The 18,985-nt window shown below is 45.3% G+C and carries 19 protein-coding genes; 11 read left to right on the forward strand and 8 right to left on the reverse strand.

Translation table 11 applies throughout. The features are described 5' to 3' along the window. The 3 genes from V5298_RS09865 to V5298_RS09875 form a co-directional block, all read left to right on the forward strand. The coding region (locus V5298_RS09865) for an acetyltransferase (RefSeq protein ID WP_332931295.1) at positions 1-431 on the forward strand (431 nt) is incomplete at its 5' end. After that, on the forward strand, positions 428-1,330 hold the full coding sequence (locus V5298_RS09870; protein WP_332931296.1) for an acyltransferase: 903 nt from the start codon (positions 428-430) through the stop codon (positions 1,328-1,330). The genes V5298_RS09865 and V5298_RS09870, both read left to right, overlap by 4 nt. Then, complete coding sequence (locus V5298_RS09875; protein WP_332931297.1) at positions 1,321-2,625, forward strand: mechanosensitive ion channel family protein; 1,305 nt, start codon at positions 1,321-1,323, stop codon at positions 2,623-2,625. The genes V5298_RS09870 and V5298_RS09875 overlap by 10 nt, the downstream gene beginning before the upstream one ends. 57 nt (positions 2,626-2,682) lie before the next feature. Here the strand turns inward: V5298_RS09875 and V5298_RS09880 are convergent, their stop codons facing one another. Continuing rightward, entirely contained in the window at positions 2,683-2,874 is a 192-nt protein-coding gene (locus V5298_RS09880) for a hypothetical protein (RefSeq protein ID WP_332931298.1), read from the reverse strand. Positions 2,875-3,208: 334 nt separating this feature from the next. Here V5298_RS09880 and V5298_RS09885 point away from each other — a divergent pair, with 334 nt between their 5' ends. Both V5298_RS09885 and V5298_RS09890 read left to right on the forward strand, forming a co-directional pair. Further along, the gene (locus tag V5298_RS09885; RefSeq protein WP_332931299.1) at positions 3,209-4,018 is read left to right on the forward strand and encodes a DUF2884 family protein; all 810 of its coding nucleotides are present in this window, start codon (positions 3,209-3,211) and stop codon (positions 4,016-4,018) included. Positions 4,019-4,078: 60 nt separating this feature from the next. Beyond that, entirely contained in the window at positions 4,079-4,903 is an 825-nt protein-coding gene (locus V5298_RS09890; RefSeq protein WP_332931300.1) for an NAD-dependent epimerase/dehydratase family protein, read from the forward strand. 9 nt (positions 4,904-4,912) lie between these two features. Here V5298_RS09890 and V5298_RS09895 read toward each other — a convergent pair whose 3' ends face one another. Both V5298_RS09895 and V5298_RS09900 read right to left on the reverse strand, forming a co-directional pair. Then, complete coding sequence (locus V5298_RS09895; protein ID WP_332931301.1) at positions 4,913-6,334, reverse strand: sodium-dependent transporter; 1,422 nt, start codon at positions 6,332-6,334, stop codon at positions 4,913-4,915. 228 nt (positions 6,335-6,562) lie between these two features. Then, positions 6,563-7,303, reverse strand: a complete 741-nt coding sequence (locus tag V5298_RS09900; RefSeq protein ID WP_332931302.1) for an SDR family NAD(P)-dependent oxidoreductase — start codon at positions 7,301-7,303, stop codon at positions 6,563-6,565. A 193-nt stretch (positions 7,304-7,496) separates the two neighbouring features. On the opposite strand from V5298_RS09900, the gene msrA reads away from it, so the two are divergent. Beyond that, the gene (msrA, locus tag V5298_RS09905; protein ID WP_332931303.1) at positions 7,497-8,033 is read left to right on the forward strand and encodes a peptide-methionine (S)-S-oxide reductase MsrA; all 537 of its coding nucleotides are present in this window, start codon (positions 7,497-7,499) and stop codon (positions 8,031-8,033) included. 73 nt (positions 8,034-8,106) lie between these two features. Here msrA and V5298_RS09910 read toward each other — a convergent pair whose 3' ends face one another. Continuing rightward, entirely contained in the window at positions 8,107-9,231 is a 1,125-nt protein-coding gene (locus V5298_RS09910; protein ID WP_332931304.1) for a hypothetical protein, read from the reverse strand. Positions 9,232-9,354: 123 nt separating this feature from the next. Here V5298_RS09910 and V5298_RS09915 point away from each other — a divergent pair, with 123 nt between their 5' ends. From V5298_RS09915 to V5298_RS09930, 4 genes are all read left to right on the forward strand, one after another. Continuing rightward, positions 9,355-11,220 carry an alkaline phosphatase family protein gene (locus tag V5298_RS09915; protein WP_332931305.1) on the forward strand — a complete coding sequence of 622 codons (1,866 nt, stop codon included), beginning with the start codon at positions 9,355-9,357 and terminating at the stop codon, positions 11,218-11,220. Positions 11,221-11,231: 11 nt separating this feature from the next. Further along, complete coding sequence (gene fldB / locus V5298_RS09920) at positions 11,232-11,768, forward strand: flavodoxin FldB (RefSeq protein WP_332931306.1); 537 nt, start codon at positions 11,232-11,234, stop codon at positions 11,766-11,768. After that, positions 11,755-12,561 (forward strand): CLCA_X family protein, encoded by an 807-nt coding sequence (locus V5298_RS09925; protein WP_332931307.1) that lies wholly within the window; start codon positions 11,755-11,757, stop codon positions 12,559-12,561. Before fldB ends, V5298_RS09925 begins: the two co-directional genes overlap by 14 nt. A gap of 138 nt (positions 12,562-12,699) precedes the next feature. Continuing rightward, positions 12,700-13,107: a biopolymer transporter ExbD gene (locus V5298_RS09930; RefSeq protein ID WP_332931308.1), complete on the forward strand. Its 408-nt coding sequence runs from the start codon at positions 12,700-12,702 to the stop codon at positions 13,105-13,107. Between the two features lie 91 nt (positions 13,108-13,198). Here V5298_RS09930 and V5298_RS09935 read toward each other — a convergent pair whose 3' ends face one another. After that, positions 13,199-13,924 (reverse strand): tRNA1(Val) (adenine(37)-N6)-methyltransferase, encoded by a 726-nt coding sequence (locus tag V5298_RS09935; RefSeq protein WP_332931309.1) that lies wholly within the window; start codon positions 13,922-13,924, stop codon positions 13,199-13,201. Positions 13,925-14,110: 186 nt separating this feature from the next. Here V5298_RS09935 and V5298_RS09940 point away from each other — a divergent pair, with 186 nt between their 5' ends. Next, positions 14,111-16,315 (forward strand): S9 family peptidase, encoded by a 2,205-nt coding sequence (locus tag V5298_RS09940; protein ID WP_332931310.1) that lies wholly within the window; start codon positions 14,111-14,113, stop codon positions 16,313-16,315. A 65-nt stretch (positions 16,316-16,380) separates the two neighbouring features. On the opposite strand, the gene V5298_RS09945 is transcribed toward V5298_RS09940, so the two are convergent. Genes V5298_RS09945 through V5298_RS09955 form a run of 3 tightly spaced genes read right to left on the reverse strand, consistent with a single transcriptional unit; the run spans position 16,381 to position 18,976 of the window. After that, positions 16,381-17,214, reverse strand: a complete 834-nt coding sequence (locus V5298_RS09945) for an enoyl-CoA hydratase/isomerase family protein (protein WP_332931311.1) — start codon at positions 17,212-17,214, stop codon at positions 16,381-16,383. 26 nt (positions 17,215-17,240) lie between these two features. Then, positions 17,241-18,161 carry a 3-hydroxyacyl-CoA dehydrogenase family protein gene (locus V5298_RS09950; protein ID WP_332931312.1) on the reverse strand — a complete coding sequence of 307 codons (921 nt, stop codon included), beginning with the start codon at positions 18,159-18,161 and terminating at the stop codon, positions 17,241-17,243. Positions 18,162-18,166: 5 nt separating this feature from the next. Then, complete coding sequence (locus V5298_RS09955; protein ID WP_332931313.1) at positions 18,167-18,976, reverse strand: SDR family NAD(P)-dependent oxidoreductase; 810 nt, start codon at positions 18,974-18,976, stop codon at positions 18,167-18,169. Between the last annotated feature and the right edge of the window lie 9 nt (positions 18,977-18,985).

The following is an 18,985-nucleotide window of genomic DNA, read 5'->3' on the forward strand; positions in this document are numbered from 1 at the left end:
CCCGCAAAGCCTGTGCAAAATTTAAGCATAAACCTGTGAGCATTATGAATTTTGTTGAAGGCACACGCTTTACCCAACAAAAACATGACAGGCAGCGTTCACCGTTTATGCATTTATTAAAACCTAAAGCTGGCGGTATTGCCTTTGTGCTCAGCGCCATGGGGGAACAGTTACATCAGCTTATCGATGTCACTATCGATTACCCTAACGGTGTGCCCAGTTATTGGGATTTTGTCTGTGGTAAAGTAAAGGAAATACGGGTAGATGTTAACGTTACGCCCATTGATGCCATTATGCAGCAAGGCTTTTTTTCCGATACCTATTTTACTGATGCGGCGCAAAAAGCCCGATTCCAGCAATGGTTAAACGCTCGCTGGGAAGAAAAAGACGCCAAACTTACCGCATTGAACTCATCACAAAAGCCACTATGAAAAAATTATTAGCACCTTTCATATTTTGTGTTCAGACCCCGTTACAAATTGTCAATCTGGCGCTATGGGGAACCCTTGTCTTTTTGTTTGGGATCCTTAAGTTCCTGTTACCCTTTGCGTCCATTCGCGACTGGCTTTTATCCACAATGCATACCTTTATGCATTGTTTTAGCGCTATCAGCATTGCCCTTATTCGTTTTTTCAATTCTATTGATATTGAATTTAAGATAAATAAAAACCTATCACCCGCAGGCTGGTATTTATTGATTGCCAATCATCTAAGTTATCTGGATATTATTTTACTTATCGAGTTGACCCGTAAGCGCATTCCTCCCCCAAAGTTCTTCCTTAAGCAGGAGCTTATTTGGTTACCCTTTGTGGGAATTGGCGCATGGGCATTGGATATGCCCTTTATGAAACGCTATTCAAGACAGTACATCGACAAGCATCCGGAAAAAAAAGGGCAAGACATCATCACCACGAAACGTTTTTGTGAAAAATTTAAAAACCAGCCCACAACGGTAATTAACTTCGTGGAAGGCACCCGCTTTACGAAAAACAAGCACCGGGCTAAAAACAGCCCCTATCGACGCTTGCTCCCCCCAAAAGCTGGCGGTATTGCGTTTACCCTTGCCACCATGGGCGAGTTGTTTAATCACCTTCTAGATGTTTCACTGCTTTATCCTGACAATGAAAAACACCCGATGATGGCCATGCTTAGCGGGCAGATGACCCGTATCATTGTTGATGTTAATGTGCTGCCTATTCCTGATGAAATTCAAGGAGATTATTATATGGATGATAAATTCAAAAGCCATTTTCAAAACTGGCTCAATGAGTTATGGCTGGAGAAAGACACGCGGATTGTTCACCTGCAGGAGTCATCATTGTGCAAATAGCGTCCTCGGTCAAAGAAACATTTACCCAGACAATACAAACCCTATTCCCAGAGGTCACTTCCGACTCGCTAACCTATAACTTATTAGCGATTTCGGCCATTTTTGTGGCCTCGGTTTTGTTTTATATTCTCAGCCGTATTGTTTTGCAGCTACAGATCCATCATCTGATCACCCGTAGCCGAAATGACTGGGATGATGCCCTTTTAAATCATGGTTTTTTTCGGCGTCTGAGTCATCTCGTCCCCGCCTTGGTGATTTATCTTAGTACACCGGTACTCATCAGTGATGAAAATGTACTTCATGGCTTTTTGCTTAAATCTTCATTGTTGTACATGATGTTCACTGCCTTGATGGCCGTGTTTGCGCTACTCAGTACCATCCAAGACATCTACAACAAGTCTTATCTTGCCAAAAGAGCATCAATCACTGGCTTTATTCAGGTCGCCAAACTGTTTTTTTCCGTTATCGTACTCTTGCTCTCTATTTCATTGGTGGTCGATAAAAGCCCCATTATCATTATGTCTGGACTCACCGCACTTGCGGCGGTGCTTCTGCTCATATTTAGAGATACTATTTTAGGGTTTGTAGCCGGTATTCAAATCGCGGCGAATCGGATGTTTAATACCGGAGATTGGATCCAAATCACCAAGTTTGAAGTCGATGGCGAAATTCTGGAAATTGGGCTGACAAACGTAAAAGTGCAAAACTGGGATAAAACAATCTCTACCCTTCCCAGTTACTCTTTAACCACTGAAGCCGTGAAAAACTGGCGCGGTATGCAGGAGTCCGGCGGACGACGCATCAAACGCGCTATCTATATCGACATACATTCGATCAAACTGTGTGATAGCCACATGATTAAACGCTTTAGCCGTATCCGCTATATTTCTGAATACATTAATGAAAAATTAAAAGCTTTACAGGCTTACCATAAAGACTACTCCATCGATGAAGGAGATCTGTTAAACAGCCGTCGGCTGACTAACATTGGAACATTTCGCGCATACCTAGAGGCATATTTAAAAAAACATACCGATATCAACCAGTCATTGACCTTAATGGTACGCCAACTCCCCCCCAATGAATTAGGCTTGCCACTGGAAGTGTATTGCTTTTGTGCCAAAAAAGAATGGGTGGCCTATGAAAAAGTGCAGGCGGATATTTTCGATCATATTATGGCCATGTTGCCCATGTTCGATTTACGGGCCTATCAACGGGATAGCTATTTCCCCCAGCGACTCTCTTTCGACAACGATAGCCCTGAGCAAAACGAAAGTGCACCTCCTACCCCCTAACAACCCCACAAAAAAACGGCGCTCTAAGCGCCGTTTTTATTATTCATAATCGTGTCTTTACATCAGTGCGTATAGCATAACAGCACAACAGATCAGGCCGGTGACACCAAAAAAACCGTATTCGATTTTTTCCTGCATACCTTCGGCACCCGCTTTTTCACTGATAAAGCCCATAATAATACTGGATATACCAAGGACAAAAGCTACTAGTCCAACACCGAATCCGATAGCACCAATCCACTCGCTCATAGTTAATACCCTTTAAACTAAATTTCGTTATCACTCTGCCATGCGTCTAAAGAAGCATAACGAAACGACAATTCTACCGCTATAGTATGCAACAAATATTGTCTGATGCGTATTCAAAAATCACCGGCAAGGTTATTTTTTGATCTTGGTCAATTTCACTACTTTTTCTAAACTTTCACCAAGCCTTTGTGAAAATGCGCACGAGTCACAACACGAATTTCATTTAAATACTTGATTTATAATAATTTTAAAGAATGGCCGAAGATTTGCTACAGCATGGTTAAAGAAGATGTACTACTTACAATATCTTGAATTGATTTAAAGGGATCACGTTATGAATTTGTTAACACTGACCACAACGGCATGTATGACGGCACTAGTTGCTGCGCCTGCGTTTTCATTTGAGTTTAATAACAACGACTGTGAAGTCAGCTTGGAAGGCAAAATGAACTGGCAGAATAATACCCTAACCGTGCAATTAGAAGATGACACGACCTTGCGTATTACACCTGATCATGTACTGACATTAAACGGCACAGAACCCACACTGACCGATGAACAACAACAGTGGGTCAGTACCTATTACACACAGATTGATACCGCCATCCCCATGACGTTGAACATCACCTATGATGCATTGGAACTTGCCGGCACTGCGGTAAATGAAGCACTAGGAGAAATCTTCGGTGTCGACAATGGGCTATCAGCAGGTACCGATGACTTGTTTTTATCCTTGCGTCAAAAAATGAATCAACATTTTTACGATGAGTATGGTCAAGTCCGTATATCCACCGACGACTTTGAAGACGACGGCTGGTTCAACGATACTTGGGACAATCAGTTCGAAGCTCAGGTTGAAGATCTACTGGCAAATTCCGCCGGCAAAATTCTCATCGCCATTGGTACACAAATGTTATCAGACGAAAATGGGTTTGATGATTTTGAACAGCGAATGGAGAACTGGGAAGAGGACTTTGAACAACGGGTTGAAGCACAAGCCGCCACCTTAGAAGATGACGCCCATGCCCTGTGCAATGTGCTGCAAAAAGCCGATTATGTGGAAAATAAAATGCAAAAACAGATCCCAGGTTTAGCCACACTCAACGTCTTTACAATAGAGGGGAGCAGCCAGCTCCCTATGTAATTTAAGACGTAGGATCAGTATACTGACCACATTGCCATTTATTCTTTGTTAAAATCTATCATGCAACATACAGCAGTAGCTCCGCCCGTCTTGTTTTGTGGTTGTGGATGGCTCGGACGCCACTATGTTTCTTATACCGCGAATGGCAATGTGGTTGGCACCACCCGAAGCGCTGGGAAAGCCAAGGCGTTAGAAGCATTAGGTGTAAAGGTGGTGCCCTTTACCCTTGGCGATAACCCGTCAAAGTTGGCTGAAAATGCTTGCAATCGGTGTGCGGTACTCAACATTCCTGCTGTCCGTAAACAACCGGCCAATGAGGCGTTTCCATCCACCTTGGTAGCCATCGCAAAAACCTTGCTTGATGGTGGCGTAAAACGCCTGATTTTTATAAGTACCACGTCAGTATATGGTGCTCAGCAAGGGAGCATTAACGAACAAACTCCCACCGCGCCAAACACCACTTCCGGTGAATATCACTGCCTCATTGAGCAACAATTATTGCAGTTGAAGGATCCACGGGTCACCATTATCCGTCTTGCGGGTCTTGTAGGGCCGGATCGCCATCCCATCACGTTTTTATCAGCAAAGCATCTTGATAGAGGCGAAGAAAGTGTCAATTTGGTACACGTAAAAGATGTGGTAAACGCGTTGCACACGTTAATTCAAATGCCCGTCCACACCACCGTTCCTCCCCTATTGCATTTGTGCAGTCTAGCCCACCCCCGACGAGATGAATATTACGTCTGGGCCGCAAAGCAACGACGGCTTACCCCGCCGGTTTTTAGTGCCTCTCATCACAACGGAGGCAAACAAATCAACGCCCAGCTAAGTTGGCAAGCCTTAGGGCTAACGCCCACCTTTGTTAGCCCCTATGACATGCTGTAAACAGCTTGTTTAGCTAAATAGACTTGTACCGAAATACTTCACCGCTACGGTATTGATAAAGACCACCAGCAAAATCACCGGAATAAAGGTCCCAATGGAAAGATCCACGTACCGTTCAAACAAGCTGCCTTTGTAATTTTCAGCACCTTCATCCAATGCTCGATTGAAGTTTTGTTTTTTCCACCGGTAAATCACAAAAATACAAATAAGGAAGCCATTTAACGGCAAAATTGTTTCGTAAAATACATCATAAATGACATCAAAAAAGGATTTTGGCGTGTCGGCATAACTGACAAATTCAGACAAGGACGGGGTATAACCAAATGACAGCGCGCACAGTACAGCCAACACAATCATCAATACGCCCAAGATAAACAGCGCCGGCTTGCGCCCCATATTTTTCTCATCCATCAACGCCGCCACGGGCACTTCAAAAATGGAAACCAATGAGGTAATCGCGGCAAAAAACACCTGCAAAAAGAAAATCGCTGCCACAATACTCGCGCCCACGTACCCAATAGAATCTTGCAACGCTAAAAATATCTTCGGTAAAAACGTAAAGATCATACCAATGGAAGATTCGCTCAATTCATCGGGGTTGGTATTGGGGTCAAAGGAAAAAATAGCTGGCAGGATCATCAGACCCGCGGTGAAAGCCACGGCGGTATCGGTTAATGCAACCAATTTTGCCGCACCGGGAACATCGGAACGTTTATCAATGTAGCTCCCGTAAGTGATCATGATCCCCATCCCCAAAGATAACGAGAAGAAGGCTTGGGAGAGGGCCCCATTGACCACAGATGCATCTATTTTGGAGAAGTCAGGTATTAGATAAAATTCCACTCCCTTCATGGCATTATCTTGTGTTAACACAAACGCCACTAACACCAACAGCATAATGAACAAGGTGGGCATTAGCAATTTGGCCGCCTTTTCGATGCCTTTTTTTACGCCACCTTGCAAAATAAGGTAAACCACCGCCACAACGGCAGCCATATAAATAAAGACTTTTTCATTATTCCTGAATGTGCCGAAGGTTTCAGGGTTTGCCAGTACATCAAGATTGCCGATTACAATTTCGAGCAGATAGCCAAATATCCAAACCGTGATAACCAGATAAAAAACCGCAATCATAAAGGGGGTGACAATAGACAGCCACCCGGCTAATTTCCAATACCAGGCATTGCCACCGATGGAGCGATAAGCGCCTAAAGGATCTTTACGTGCATGGCGACCAACAGACATTTCTGCAAGCATCACCGGTAAACAAATGGCGACCACAAAAATCGCATACATGAGTAAAAACGCGCCACCGCCATTTTTTGCGGCGCCAACGGGAAACCCCACCAGGTTTCCAATACCTACTGCAGAGCCAGCTGCAGCTAAAATAAATCCGATGCGCGATCCGAACTGTTCTCTCGCCCCGCTCATATCATCTTCCTCTTCACTTATTGTTATAATAGGGGGGTGATGATTATTATCATAAGTTTATGTTTCGGCTAGAAATGCCCGTTCACCTTCCCCAACGCGTTATGCCCTCTTTACCACAAAGGCAAAAGTAACGGGTAAAGGGAAATCTTATCAGTGTCTATGGGGAAAGTCTTCATCTTGAACCCAGTAAACCCTTACCTCATCTTTCGCACTTTGATTTAGCCACCATTACCAGGCGATAGGCTCATGTTTCCAATCCACATAATGTGGGTTGTCATCAAGGTCTGCTTGGTCGAGAAAAGCGAGCAGTTGAGAAGCCGTAAAAGCCGGCGTAAACAATTTGTCATCCGCCACATTTTTCTGAAAAGGCAGAGAAAGCTCACTGTCTACTGTGCCTGGATGATAGCTCACCAGCAACGTGTGTTTGCTGCGCCTTTTGTATTCCACCGCCGCAGTTTTTATCAGCATATTTAGCGCCGCCTTTGATGCCCGGTAACCGTACCACCCCCCTAGCTGATTATCCTGAATACTGCCAACTCGCGCACTTAAACAGGTGATTGACGCGCCGTCAGCAGCCATCATATTTACCAAAGCTTTTAGCCATATGGCGGGAACCACCGTATTCACCGCAAAGTAAGCCAGTAAATTAGCGGGGGTAATGTCTTCTATTTTCTTTTCGGGTTGCAAATAGCATTGCTGATAGTGCCCATGTAATATGCCGGTGGTACACACAACCGTGCGAAATCGCACCTTGTGATTGCGCTGCTCGCCTACCCAGCTTATCACCTGATTTTCATCTTGGGTCTCTAACGTGACATAGCGCACGTTAGCCAAAGATACATCCTTAGCATCGTGATGTCGTGCCACAGCAAACACCGGTTGTGCGGGCGACTTTGTGGCTAATGCTCTAACAAGAGCTCGACCAATGGCCCCGTTGGCTCCCACGACCAAATGTGCACCGGTAGTCATTCACGCTCCTTAATATCAGCAACAAGCATACAAAAAGATAACGACGAGCAAGGTGTTCCTCGCCGTCTACACCGACGTCCTTTCTATTAGTGTAATCGTTTATACTTAGAAAAGATTATAAAACGGTAAAATTGCCTTGAACTTATTCATCTTTGTAACCACATTAAGGGAAAGCAAGTAAGAGGGTATAATTATGTCCACAACTCAAACAGCCACACTGGCTGGCGGGTGTTTCTGGTGTTTAGAATCGGCGTTCAATAGTGTCGATGGCGTTATCAGTGCGATTTCGGGGTATGCGGGCGGCCATGTTGAAAACCCCACTTATGAAGCGGTATGCCATGGTGATACCGGTCATGCCGAAGTGGTACGCATTGAATTTGATAGTGAAAAGCTCAGTTATCGGGAAATTCTGGAAATATTCTTTGCCTTGCACAACCCTACACAGGTAAACAGACAAGGAAACGATGTGGGTACCCAGTACCGAAGTGCGGTGTTTTATCACAACGAAGCACAAAAACTGGCTGCCCTTGGTATTATTGAAGAAATGACCAACGAACAAGTTTGGCCCGATCCCATTGTAACGGAAGTCACCGAGCTCAATAACTACTATCCTGCTGAGGATTACCATCAAAGTTATTTTAAAAATAACCCACAAAACCAATATTGTGCGATGGTAGTGGCGCCTAAACTGGCTAAGTTTAAAAAGACATTTGCGGATCGGCTGCGTTAATTAAATTGCTTATGTGTATCGCCCTTAACCAAAGGCCCAAGGGCGATACCTGTCTATTTAATCCTTCGGTGTGTTATTCAAACCACGCCATGTCTAAAGGGGCAGAAAACAATAACGGCGCCATGGCTTCGTAATTTGCCTTGTTCACCGGGCACTGTATGTTTTTCAGATAGTTCACTTTCCACGGGTCGTTAACCATCCACAAGGTATTGTCTTTTACCGCAATCCCTTCAATGGACGCATTGTCCATGATTTCTGTGGCGTCACAGTCCTGCGTTGCGCCCTCAGTAGGTGCAAGAAAATGCATGGGAATACGTTTAAAAGGGACATTCTTGTCTGTGCTAATTACCCATAATTCATTGTCATTACGGGCCGCCGCCAGCAAGAAGCCCTTTTGCTCATGTTGATAATACGCCAGACCATTGATGGGATGATTGCCACTGGGAAAGGTGGGCACATTTAACGTTGGATCCTTAACTTCAGCAAACTCCGTATCCTTCCAGAATTCATTGCCAAGGGTCAATGTAAATATGCGAGGTTGACCATTGCCGTCTTTTTCCAGTGCCAGATAAAGCAAATCATCTGATGCCATTGCTAACCCTTCAATACCATCGTTAGGAAAGTCGCCCACATTAAACGCTTTTGGGAATTTCAGCGGTTTAACGCCGGTCATCAGGGTACCAAACTCGGTTTTTTCCAACCTGACTAAGACCCTTGGGTAGTCCGTTGACCCCGTGTCTTCGTATTTTTTCTCACAAGACGCAGACAGGGCGCCGGTGCGAGTGGCATCTTCGGTAATCGTATAGAACACACCGGGACGGATAGGATCGGCAGTGAGTGCTTCAAGATCCGGTTGATTGGCTAAATAGCCGTTGAAACAACTGCGTCTAACCAAATTCGTCAAGCGCATTTTCTCTGCATCACTTTTTACCGTTGCCGTATCGCTGTCAATAAAATGTAATTTACGCTGAAGATCACTATTTGCACTACCGTCAGACAAGCTTACCAGTTTATCTTGCCACACCGTCAGCCCGGATGTTTGAGGATCGGCCATCGCCGTACCGTCTTCATTTTTAATCCAAACACCGGAAACAGCCAGCGATTGAGGGCCGGATTCACCTTCAATTTGCTCTGGCTGCTCACTGCATCCGGCCAATGCAATTAATGTCATACAAGCCATACCAATAATTTGTTTCATTCTTTTCCTTTATCACCTTGAACTATTGCGGAATAATTTCCATCATGGCGTATTCCTTCTAACCGAGCAAGTCAGGTCAGGCAGAATAACTTCAATCAACTTTAAAGGAACAGTGACACCATAATGACCTCTATTCCATTGGTGCTTGCAGGGCCCATTTTGCGACATACCCATGCCAAAGGGTTCACGGTGTGGTTGGTAACAAGCGAACCTGCCCCCTTCACCTTATGCCTTGATGCCTTTGAAACAGCCTGCGATAAACACAGCGTTCAAGTGGGAACTCACGCCTTTATACACCTTATCATGGCCAAACCTACCAATGGACTCAACGCCCAACAGGTGTATCAATACGACCTTATCTTTACCCAAGCTAACCACCAACAACGCTGGGAAGAAGAAAAAAAACCATTACTTTACCCGGGACAACAGACTTTCTCATTTAGCTGGCAACCCAACCTGACCAACGTGCTGCACGGCTCTTGTCGTAAACCCCATCATGACGAGCCCGATGCCTTATGCCGAGTAGACGCACTAATTGCACAATCTGTCGCCCAACACAGCGCCAGACCCGATGTGCTGTTATTAACGGGGGATCAGATTTACTGCGATGACGTAGCCGGCCCTATGCTACAAGCCATCCAACAATTGTCAGCAACCTTAGGACTGTTTGGGGAATCCTTAACTGGGGCAGTGGTAGAGAGCAGCGGGGCGTTGCTAACGCACCCGCTTAATTATTATCGCCGGGATGAAATTCTTCCCCAGATTGCCACCAACACCGCCCTATCAAAGCTCTTTTTTGGCGCCAAGCAAAAACCCGTATTTACCTCTGTTAACGCCAAAAATCATCTTATTACCCTGTCTGAAGTAATCAGTATGTATTTACTGGTGTGGTCTGATGCGGTGTGGCAATGCGTGGATATTCAAGACCGACCCATTCCCGAGGAGTTTAAAGCACAATTTAATCGGGAAACCGACATTATTCATCGCTTTAAAGAGACCCTTTGGCAAATACGTCGTGCCCTTGCCCATATTCCTGTTTATATGATTTTTGATGATCATGACGTTACTGATGATTGGAACCTTACTCGGGGTTGGGAGCAGGAAGTGTATAACCACCCCTTATCTAAACGCATGGTTGGCAATGCCTTAACCGGCTACTGGTTATGCCAGGGTTGGGGCAATCAGCCGGAAAAATTTACCGACTTGGTGAAACATGGTAGCAACACCTTCACGGCTGAGGGTTTACAAGATCAAGACGCCTTTATCGACCAACTCATGGCATTTGAAGATTGGCATTACACCCTTGCCACATCGCCCCCCATTTATGTCATGGATACCCGCACACGCCGCTGGCGTTCAGAATCTAGCCTCAATAAACCGTCAGGGTTAATGGACTGGGAAGCACTGTGCGAATTCCAACAGGACATTATTGGCCAACAAGCGGTGATTGTGGTGTCTGCAGCACCCATTTATGGCGTAAAAGCCATTGAAGCCATCCAAAAAGTATTCACCTTTTTTGGCAAAGCCTTAACTGTGGATGCTGAAAACTGGATGGCCCATAAGGGCACTGCTAATGTCATACTCAATATTTTTAGGCACTATAAAACGCCACCGGAATTTATTATTTTATCCGGTGACGTGCATTACTCGTTTGTCTACGATGTACGCTTGCGTTTTCATAGAAACAGCCCACATATTACTCAGTTTACCTGTAGTGGTATTAAAAATGCTTTTCCCGCCGGATTATTAGGTTGGCTAGAACGCATTAACCGGGCATTATATGGGCATAAATCGCCCCTCAATGTGTTTACACGCCGTCGTAATATGTCCGTGCGTGCACGTCCGCCCGAAGGGCATAACTCACACACTTTATTAAACAGTTCGGCCATCGGTCAGCTTGTTTTAAAAGAAAATGACACCACTGTAATTTGCAAAGCGTTATGCAGTAATGGGGATACGGTAGAATTTCCTCCCCGAGAAGACGATTAAAAGGTAAGTAAATGAGTGATCCAGCCCTGTCCATCGGTTTATTTTATGGCTCTACAACCTGCTACACCGAGATGGCGGCAGAAAAAATACAAGCCCAATTAAACAGCATTTTTGACGCTCCCGTGGTCAGTGTATTCAATATTAAAGATACCGCTTTAAAACAATGTGAAGCCTTTGATATTCTGATTTTTGGGATTTCTACCTGGGACTTTGGCGAACTCCAGGAAGACTGGGAATCGAGTTGGGAAGAGGTTTACCAGCTTAATTTAGCAGGTAAAACCGTGGCCTTGTTTGGCTTAGGTGATCAGTACGGATATGCCGACTGGTTTCAAGACGCATTAGGCATGTTGCACGAGGCGCTACAACCTTCAGGTTGTCACTTTATTGGCGAATGGCCAAATAGCGGGTATGAATTTAATCAGTCAAAAGGCCTCACCGAGGATAAAGCCCATTTTGTTGGCCTTAGCCTTGACGATGAAAACCAGTACGATTTAACGGACCAGCGCATCGAATCTTGGTGCCATCAACTACTCGATGAACTCGTCTGATTCGTCAACACCTGGCCGGTTACACCAGGCCTTTTATCGCAATGGGCCGTCTCACCGAGACGGCGCCGATGTCACCTTTAACGATATTCGCAAATTATTTAATTTTTCACGCATCACCATCGGCAAATGGGTGACCCCAAAAGAGCAACAGCTGGCCGCGAATCTTTTTTTTGATGCCTTGTATGATTTAGTAGAAATTTTACAGGTCAACGAAGCGGTCATCTCGTTAAACGGTTCTCTGGCTCTGGCGTTTGGCAGCGGCGGACAAAAACACAGCAGTGCCCACTACAACAGTGCAACACGGGAACTGGCCTTGGCCAAAAATGCCGGCGGCGGCGCCCTCGCTCACGAATGGTTTCACGCCTTTGATCATTATATTGCCGCCCATGCTTTTTACGATCTACAACCGGGATCCTTCGCCTCTCAAGCATGGTTAGACAACAATGAAGTTCGCCCACACCCCTTGAATGACCTGCTCTGCGACTGTTTCAAACAGATGTTTCTAAACGATCAAAATGTACCTGGGGAATACCTTTTGCGATCAATAGAGGCTGATCGCGCGTTAAAAATGTATTACTATGCTATGCCACAAGAGATGGCGGCTCGGGCTTTTGAAGCCTGCATTCAGGATAACGCGCTGAAGAATGCTTTTCTTGTTCAGGGAACAAAAAAGTCAGCAGAAGCTAGACTTGGCATTTATCCTCATGGTAATTTGCGTAAACAGCTTAATGAATCATTAATGTTGTATTTTTACCAACTCGGGGTTGCCCTGACTAAAAAATCATCGCAATAATATAACTCAACGATGATTTTGGCTAAAAAGCCATCAACAAGTGTTAAGTATGGTATCTGTTTATTACAAAATGCTACCAGTTTTGATAACAAACAGTATACTAATGTGCTCGAACTTAAAGAGAAGAATGACTACGAGATGAAAAGAAAAAAGCATACCGCGGCCGATGACGAGGCGCAGATTGACATGACCCCCATGTTGGACATCGTGTTCATCATGTTGATCTTCTTCATTGTTACCACCTCTTTTGTAAAAGAGAAAGGGCTTGACGTTAATCGTCCTGACGATAGCCAAGCTAACACGAACAAACCATCAAAAGCGTTATCCATCCGTATTGATGAGAATGGTATTATTACCATGGGTGGACGCGAAGTTGATATTCGTCGTGTAGTGGCTAACGCCCAAACCTTCTTAGCTGAAAACAACACGGATTCTGCGGCTATTCAAGCAGATGCAGACACCGAACATGGCGTTGTTGTTGAAGTGATGAACCAGGTTAAAATTGCAGGTATTTCTAAAATATCTGTATTGGTGAAAGAGTCTTAATTCCTCTCCTAACCTGTTAAAATATCCAAAACGCGGCTAATGCCGCGTTTTTTGTTTCTAGCAACCCTCTTCACCGTCCCTGAATCCCGTATTAAAAGTGCAAATAATAGTCTTTACAAAGCTGCCGATATGCCTGGGTATATTGATGCTCCCGATCTCGGATCGCAAGTGATGAAAAGATCGTCGGCCTATTTTCTCGTCCCATTTCATAGCCATACAAGTAAGGCTCGCTGCCTTGTGTAGCGCTTATACTCAGGCGCGATATCAGATTTAAATGGTGCTCGGACGCAGCGAGGCGAATTTCGGGATCCCGGGATGCGGGATAAACACAATAAAATATCCCTGAATGATCCAGTGCGCGATCAACAACCTGTAACAATTGCGTCGCCGAAAGCCCCTCGTCTAAACGAGCGCTAAGACGAGCTTCTGTTGCATGTTGATAAGCCGAGGTTGGTGCACCTCTGCCGGTAAAATAGGGCGGATTTGCAATAATAACATCGTATTTTTGCTCAAGAGGAAAGCACGTTATATTCCCGTGTAAAACCGTTATTCGCGACGCCCAAGGCGAACATCTGACATTTTCTTTCGCCTGCTTTACTGCATTTTCATCAATGTCTATTGCCGTGGCGTAAGCCAAATCCGGGGCTTTTTGCATCAGCATAAGCGTAAGTAGGCCAGTACCGGTGCCTATATCTAAAATACGTTGCGCATTATCCGCTTTCGCCCAACTCCCCAAAATCAAACTGTCTGTACCGACTTTCATCGCACAGGCATCGTGGGCAACAAAAAACTGTTTACAGCGAAAGCCTTCAGCCATGACTTACCATTACCGATTAATTATCAAAAAAATGCACCGTAAGAGATGGAAAAGAAACGGTCAAGCGTATAAAGGGGTTGCCAGACCCGAGAAGCCTTCTTTTTTGCGTACTATTTTATTCTTACCTGCCTTGTGTCATTCTAACCTATTATTTTTACGTCGATAACTTAACAGTCAATAATTACAATGAAAAAAATTTTGTTACTTGGAGTCTTTATGCTTAGTTCTGCTCTTCATGCAAAAGAACTCACCATTGAGCGCATTTTTGAATCCCCTTCCTTAGACGGCAACGCCCCGAGAAACCTTCAGATTTCACCGGATGGCCAGCGTGTTACCTTCTTAAAAGGTAAACAAGACGATTATGAACAGCTGGATCTATGGGAGTACCACATAAAATCCGGTGAAACCCGTATGTTGTTTGATTCTGCCAGCTTAACCGACGGCAAAGTCGAGTTATCCGATGAAGAAAAAGGCCGTCGGGAAAGAATGCGCCTCACCGGCTCAGGCATTGTTAGCTATCAATGGTCAAGCGATGGCAGTGCCCTACTTTTTCCTATTGGTGGCGATGTGTTTTATTACAAACTGGGTCAGTCCGGAGCCAAACAACTATTAGACACGGACGCCTTTGAAACCGATATTAAGTTATCCCCTAAAGGAAATTATATATCTTACATTCGCGATCAAAATCTGTTTGTGAAGAACATTGCTACTGGCAAAGAGACCGCGATCACCACTGAAGGTGGCGGGACGATAAAATTTGGTATGGCCGAATTTGTCGCCCAGGAAGAAATGGACAGAATGACCGGTTACTGGTGGTCACCCGATGAAAAGTACATTGCATTTACCCGGGTAGATGAGAACCCCGTTGATGTGATCACCCGCTCTGAAATTTACGCCGACAGTATCAAAATGATCGAACAGCGTTACCCCGCGGCAGGAACGCCCAATGTTGAAATCGGCCTTGCTATTCAAACCCTAAGCACAGGTGAGCGCCAATGGATTGATTTAGGCAACGATAAAGATATTTATTTAGCCCGTGGTAAATGGATCCCCGCCTCAAGCGTATTTACCTATCAATGGCAAACCCGAGATCAACAGCAACTGGAACTGCGCGCCTATGACGCATCAACCCAGTCTCAACAACGACTACTTAAAGAACACAGCGATACCTGGGTGAATTTAAATAACGATCTCACCTTTTTAAACAATAAGCAGTTTATTTGGGCATCGGAACGAGACGGATTTAAACACCTTTATTTGTACAACAATGACGGCTCCCTTGTGAGCCAGCTTACCTCAGGGCAATGGGTCGTAGACGAATTAGAAGCCGTCGACCAGGACGCTGGTATGGTTTACTTTACCGGCCGTAAAGACACGCCATTGGAACGGCACTTATACCGCGTGTCGTTAAAGGGGGGAGATATCCAACGCGTTTCCACTACCGATGGCTTCCACAGCGTTAATTTTGCCGGCGATGCCTCAACCTATATTGATAGCGTATCGACGGTAAATCATCCGCCTCAGGTTAGCTTGCATAAAGCCGATGGCACCCAGATTACTTGGTTGGAAGAAAATGCCATTGATGAAGCCCATCCCCTCTATGCCTATCAGGATAACTGGGTTAAGCCCGAATTTGGTTCCTTAAAGACCGATGATGGTGCTGAGCTTTATTATCGATTATATAAACCTGACCACCTTGAGAAAAAACATCCCGTCATTGTCTACCTGTATGGCGGTCCTCACGCACAGGTGGTGACTAACAGTTGGGGCGGAAATCGCGGACTGCTCATGCAGTACTGGGTCAGCAAAGGCTATGTGGTGTTCAGTATCGATAATCGCGGCTCTAACTTCCGGGGTAAAGCCTTTGAAGATCCCATTTACAAGAAAATGGGCACCATTGAAGTGGATGATCAGGTCGCTGGGGTTAAATTCCTGCGTACACTGCCATACGTCGATAGCGCCAGAATTGGCGTGCATGGTCACAGCTACGGTGGCTACATGACCTTAATGACCATGTTTAAAGCGGGCGACTACTTTGCTGCCGGGGTTTCCGGTGCTCCGGTAACCGATTGGCGTCTTTATGACACCCACTACACCGAACGCTACATGGGCAATCCAAATACCGATGACGGGGCGTACACGGCCTCTAGTGTGTTCCCTTATGCTAAAGATCTCAAAGGTGACTTGTTGATTTACCACGGCATGGCCGATGACAATGTGCTGTTTACCCACAGTACCAAGCTGTATAAACACTTGCAGGATTTAGCGATCCCTTTTGAAACCATGGATTATCCGGGCAAGAAACACGGTATACGTGGCAAACAAACGGGTATTCATTTATATAAAACCATTACCCGGTTTTTCGATCGTACCTTACAGCCTACAAACTAGGTTTGAAAAAGATCCAGCTTAGTTAAGCTGGATCCTCTCAATAAAAAAGGGCGGCAGCCCTTTTTTTATTTTTCTTCATCGTACTTGATGTACTCAAAGTCATGCTCTGAATTCGACATATTAAATGAATACATTTCTGACAGTACGTGAATTCTAAAATCACGTTCAATAACCGCTTTCCAAGGTCGGGCACAAATATAGTGTGTCAGGCGACGACAAGAACGGCTTTTCTTCATAATATCACCGGCAATTTCCCATGCTCTATCGACGATATTATCTCTTTCTACCACTTCATTTACCGCTCCGAGTTCTAAGCAGGTCTGCGCATCCATCGCTTCGCAGGTTAGCATCATGTAATTACCACGCTTAATGCCTAAAATTTCCTGTAAGCACAGTCCCATGCCATCGCCAGGGACGTGACCTGAGTCCATGCCATAATGGTCGTCCTGAAGCACGAAATCAGGGGTACAAAGGGTGATGTCACTCATCATGCACATTTCCCAGTGGATCCCCTTCCCGTTAATAACAGCAATAGTAGGGATCTCAATGTCATTAATGAAATTCTCGACAATTTTTAGGGTATCGTAGATTTGTACATCAAAACGCTTGTCATTATCGGGGGATTGTTCTACTTCTTTGAAGGATTCAACATCCCATTCATTGATCCACTTGTCGCCAGTGGATGTCAGAATAAGCACTTCATTTTCTTTGTCATGGCCAATGACAGTCCATAATTCCGCTAAAGCGTGGTGAAACTGATAGCTCCATTTTACCGGGCCGTCTTTAGTATGCATTTTGACTTCTAAAATGCCATTTTCCCGTTTGAATTTAAAAAAATCTTTAAATCGTTCGCTGTATTCTTCTAACTTAGGAACGGGGTAATATTGATTAATCGCCATGGGTAAACCTCATATTAGGTGTTGTATTAGTTTTCTGAATGTTTTTGTAATTGCGCACGAATCAAGTGTTCTTGTACGCGTTGTTTTAACTGCTGCGCTGACGCTTTCGTCCAGCGCTTAAAGCCCTCCCCGGTTTTCATACCGGTTTTGCCCTCGGCCACTTTGTCTTGCAATAGGGATTGGGGGACTTGGCTGTTGTCTAAATCAGGGTAAATGGTGGACAAAATACTTAAGGTTAAATCCAGTCCTACCATATCGGATTGCTCTAAAGGGCCGAGCACAGCCAGACGCTTGCCAAAACCATGCTTTACCACTTCATCGATGGTGTCGGCATCACACACGCCGTTGCTGACTAAGGCAATGGCTTCCCGCTTCATAGCGTGCTGCAGCCGATTGCCAATGAACCCCGGAATATCTTTTTTCACATGCACCGCTTTTAAGCCTGCGCGGTTAAAAATAGCAATGGTTTCTTCCACCACCTGGGCATCGGTGAAACGGCTTTGGATCACTTCCACTAAGTCAACCAAATGGGGGGGATTCCAAAAGTGAGCCCCAACGATACGCTCGGGCTTAACCTGCTCTTCCGCAATATTGGCGATGGGGATGGCCGACGTATTGGTGGCTAAAATGCAATCTTTCGATGTGTATTGACATAAATCGCTAAAAATCTGCCGTTTTACGTCTATATTTTCAGGGCCCGCTTCGATAACCAAACTCGCGTCTTCCACCGCCGGTTGAAGGGTGGTAAAACAGGTTAAACGGTCACCACTATTATCGGTTTGCCCTAATAGGTTAAAAATGACCGGGATCTGTTGCTTTGCCTCAATAAGCGCGTCTTCACTAGGATCATAAAGATTCACCGTAAAGCCAGCAGACAAAAAGCGTTGGGCAATACCATGCCCCATGAGTCCTGCGCCAACGATGCCAACGACTGGATTAGCAGACATATTCATTACCCCGCTGTAAATCCACCGTCGACATACATGATTTGACCGGTACAAAAGTCTGATGCTGGCGATAATAAGTACATTGCCATACCCACAAGATCTTCTGGCTCACCCAGTCTGCCTAACGGCAACCGTGATAATGACCGTTGTTTTGTGGCCTGACCTAGCTCGTTATCTTCATCAAACATCCAGGCGGTAAGTTTGGAGCGAAATACCGTAGGCGCAATGGCATTCACATTGATGCCATACTTGCCCCATTCGGTTGCCAATACCTTTGTCAACATATCGGTAGCCCCTTTGCTGGTGCAGTAGCCGGTATAACCACTAATGTTGCCATGACGCCCTCGAACCGAAGACACCATGACCACTTTGCCACCGGTACGATTATTCTCGATGCGCCATGTGCCATAGGCTTTCGCCATAAACCAGTTGCCCCGCACATTGGCATCCATCACCGCCTGCCAATCTTCATAGGATTGCTCGTGAATAAATCCTGCTTTGTTGTAACCGGAACCGATGAACATCAGCTCAATATCACCATATTGCTGAACAGCAGCTTCAATCATGGCATTGGCATCTTCAAGAGTATCCGGACGGCGGTTAATGATTTGCACCGTCCCCCCTACTTCACGGCACTCTGCGGCTACACTTTCAAGCTCGTCTTTGCTACCGGCAACTAAGGTAAGGTTCGCGCCCATGGAGGCTAACGCGATGGACACTGCACGACCAAAGGCGCCGGAAGCGCCGGTAACCAGCGCCGATTTACCTTTTACATCAAACAAGGACAGTGGGTTTCTTAATGCTTCTGAAATCATTTTTTCTCT

It is taken from the genome of Alteromonas sp. 14N.309.X.WAT.G.H12 (assembly GCF_036697315.1).
Lineage (GTDB): Bacteria > Pseudomonadota > Gammaproteobacteria > Enterobacterales > Alteromonadaceae > Alteromonas.

Coding starts and splice junctions, on each gene's coding strand:
- fldB (WP_332931306.1), top strand. CDS start 11,232: ATGAGTGATCCAGCCCTGTCCATCGGTTTATTTTATGGCTCTACAACC.
- V5298_RS09945 (WP_332931311.1), bottom strand. CDS start 17,214: ATGGCGATTAATCAATATTACCCCGTTCCTAAGTTAGAAGAATACAGC.
- V5298_RS09940 (WP_332931310.1), top strand. CDS start 14,111: ATGAAAAAAATTTTGTTACTTGGAGTCTTTATGCTTAGTTCTGCTCTT.
- msrA (WP_332931303.1), top strand. CDS start 7,497: ATGTCCACAACTCAAACAGCCACACTGGCTGGCGGGTGTTTCTGGTGT.
- V5298_RS09895 (WP_332931301.1), bottom strand. CDS start 6,334: ATGAGCGGGGCGAGAGAACAGTTCGGATCGCGCATCGGATTTATTTTA.
- V5298_RS09925 (WP_332931307.1), top strand. CDS start 11,755: ATGAACTCGTCTGATTCGTCAACACCTGGCCGGTTACACCAGGCCTTT.
- V5298_RS09930 (WP_332931308.1), top strand. CDS start 12,700: ATGAAAAGAAAAAAGCATACCGCGGCCGATGACGAGGCGCAGATTGAC.
- V5298_RS09955 (WP_332931313.1), bottom strand. CDS start 18,976: ATGATTTCAGAAGCATTAAGAAACCCACTGTCCTTGTTTGATGTAAAA.
- V5298_RS09870 (WP_332931296.1), top strand. CDS start 428: ATGAAAAAATTATTAGCACCTTTCATATTTTGTGTTCAGACCCCGTTA.
- V5298_RS09910 (WP_332931304.1), bottom strand. CDS start 9,231: ATGAAACAAATTATTGGTATGGCTTGTATGACATTAATTGCATTGGCC.
- V5298_RS09880 (WP_332931298.1), bottom strand. CDS start 2,874: ATGAGCGAGTGGATTGGTGCTATCGGATTCGGTGTTGGACTAGTAGCT.
- V5298_RS09890 (WP_332931300.1), top strand. CDS start 4,079: ATGCAACATACAGCAGTAGCTCCGCCCGTCTTGTTTTGTGGTTGTGGA.
- V5298_RS09915 (WP_332931305.1), top strand. CDS start 9,355: ATGACCTCTATTCCATTGGTGCTTGCAGGGCCCATTTTGCGACATACC.
- V5298_RS09885 (WP_332931299.1), top strand. CDS start 3,209: ATGAATTTGTTAACACTGACCACAACGGCATGTATGACGGCACTAGTT.
- V5298_RS09950 (WP_332931312.1), bottom strand. CDS start 18,161: ATGTCTGCTAATCCAGTCGTTGGCATCGTTGGCGCAGGACTCATGGGG.
- V5298_RS09935 (WP_332931309.1), bottom strand. CDS start 13,924: ATGGCTGAAGGCTTTCGCTGTAAACAGTTTTTTGTTGCCCACGATGCC.
- V5298_RS09900 (WP_332931302.1), bottom strand. CDS start 7,303: ATGACTACCGGTGCACATTTGGTCGTGGGAGCCAACGGGGCCATTGGT.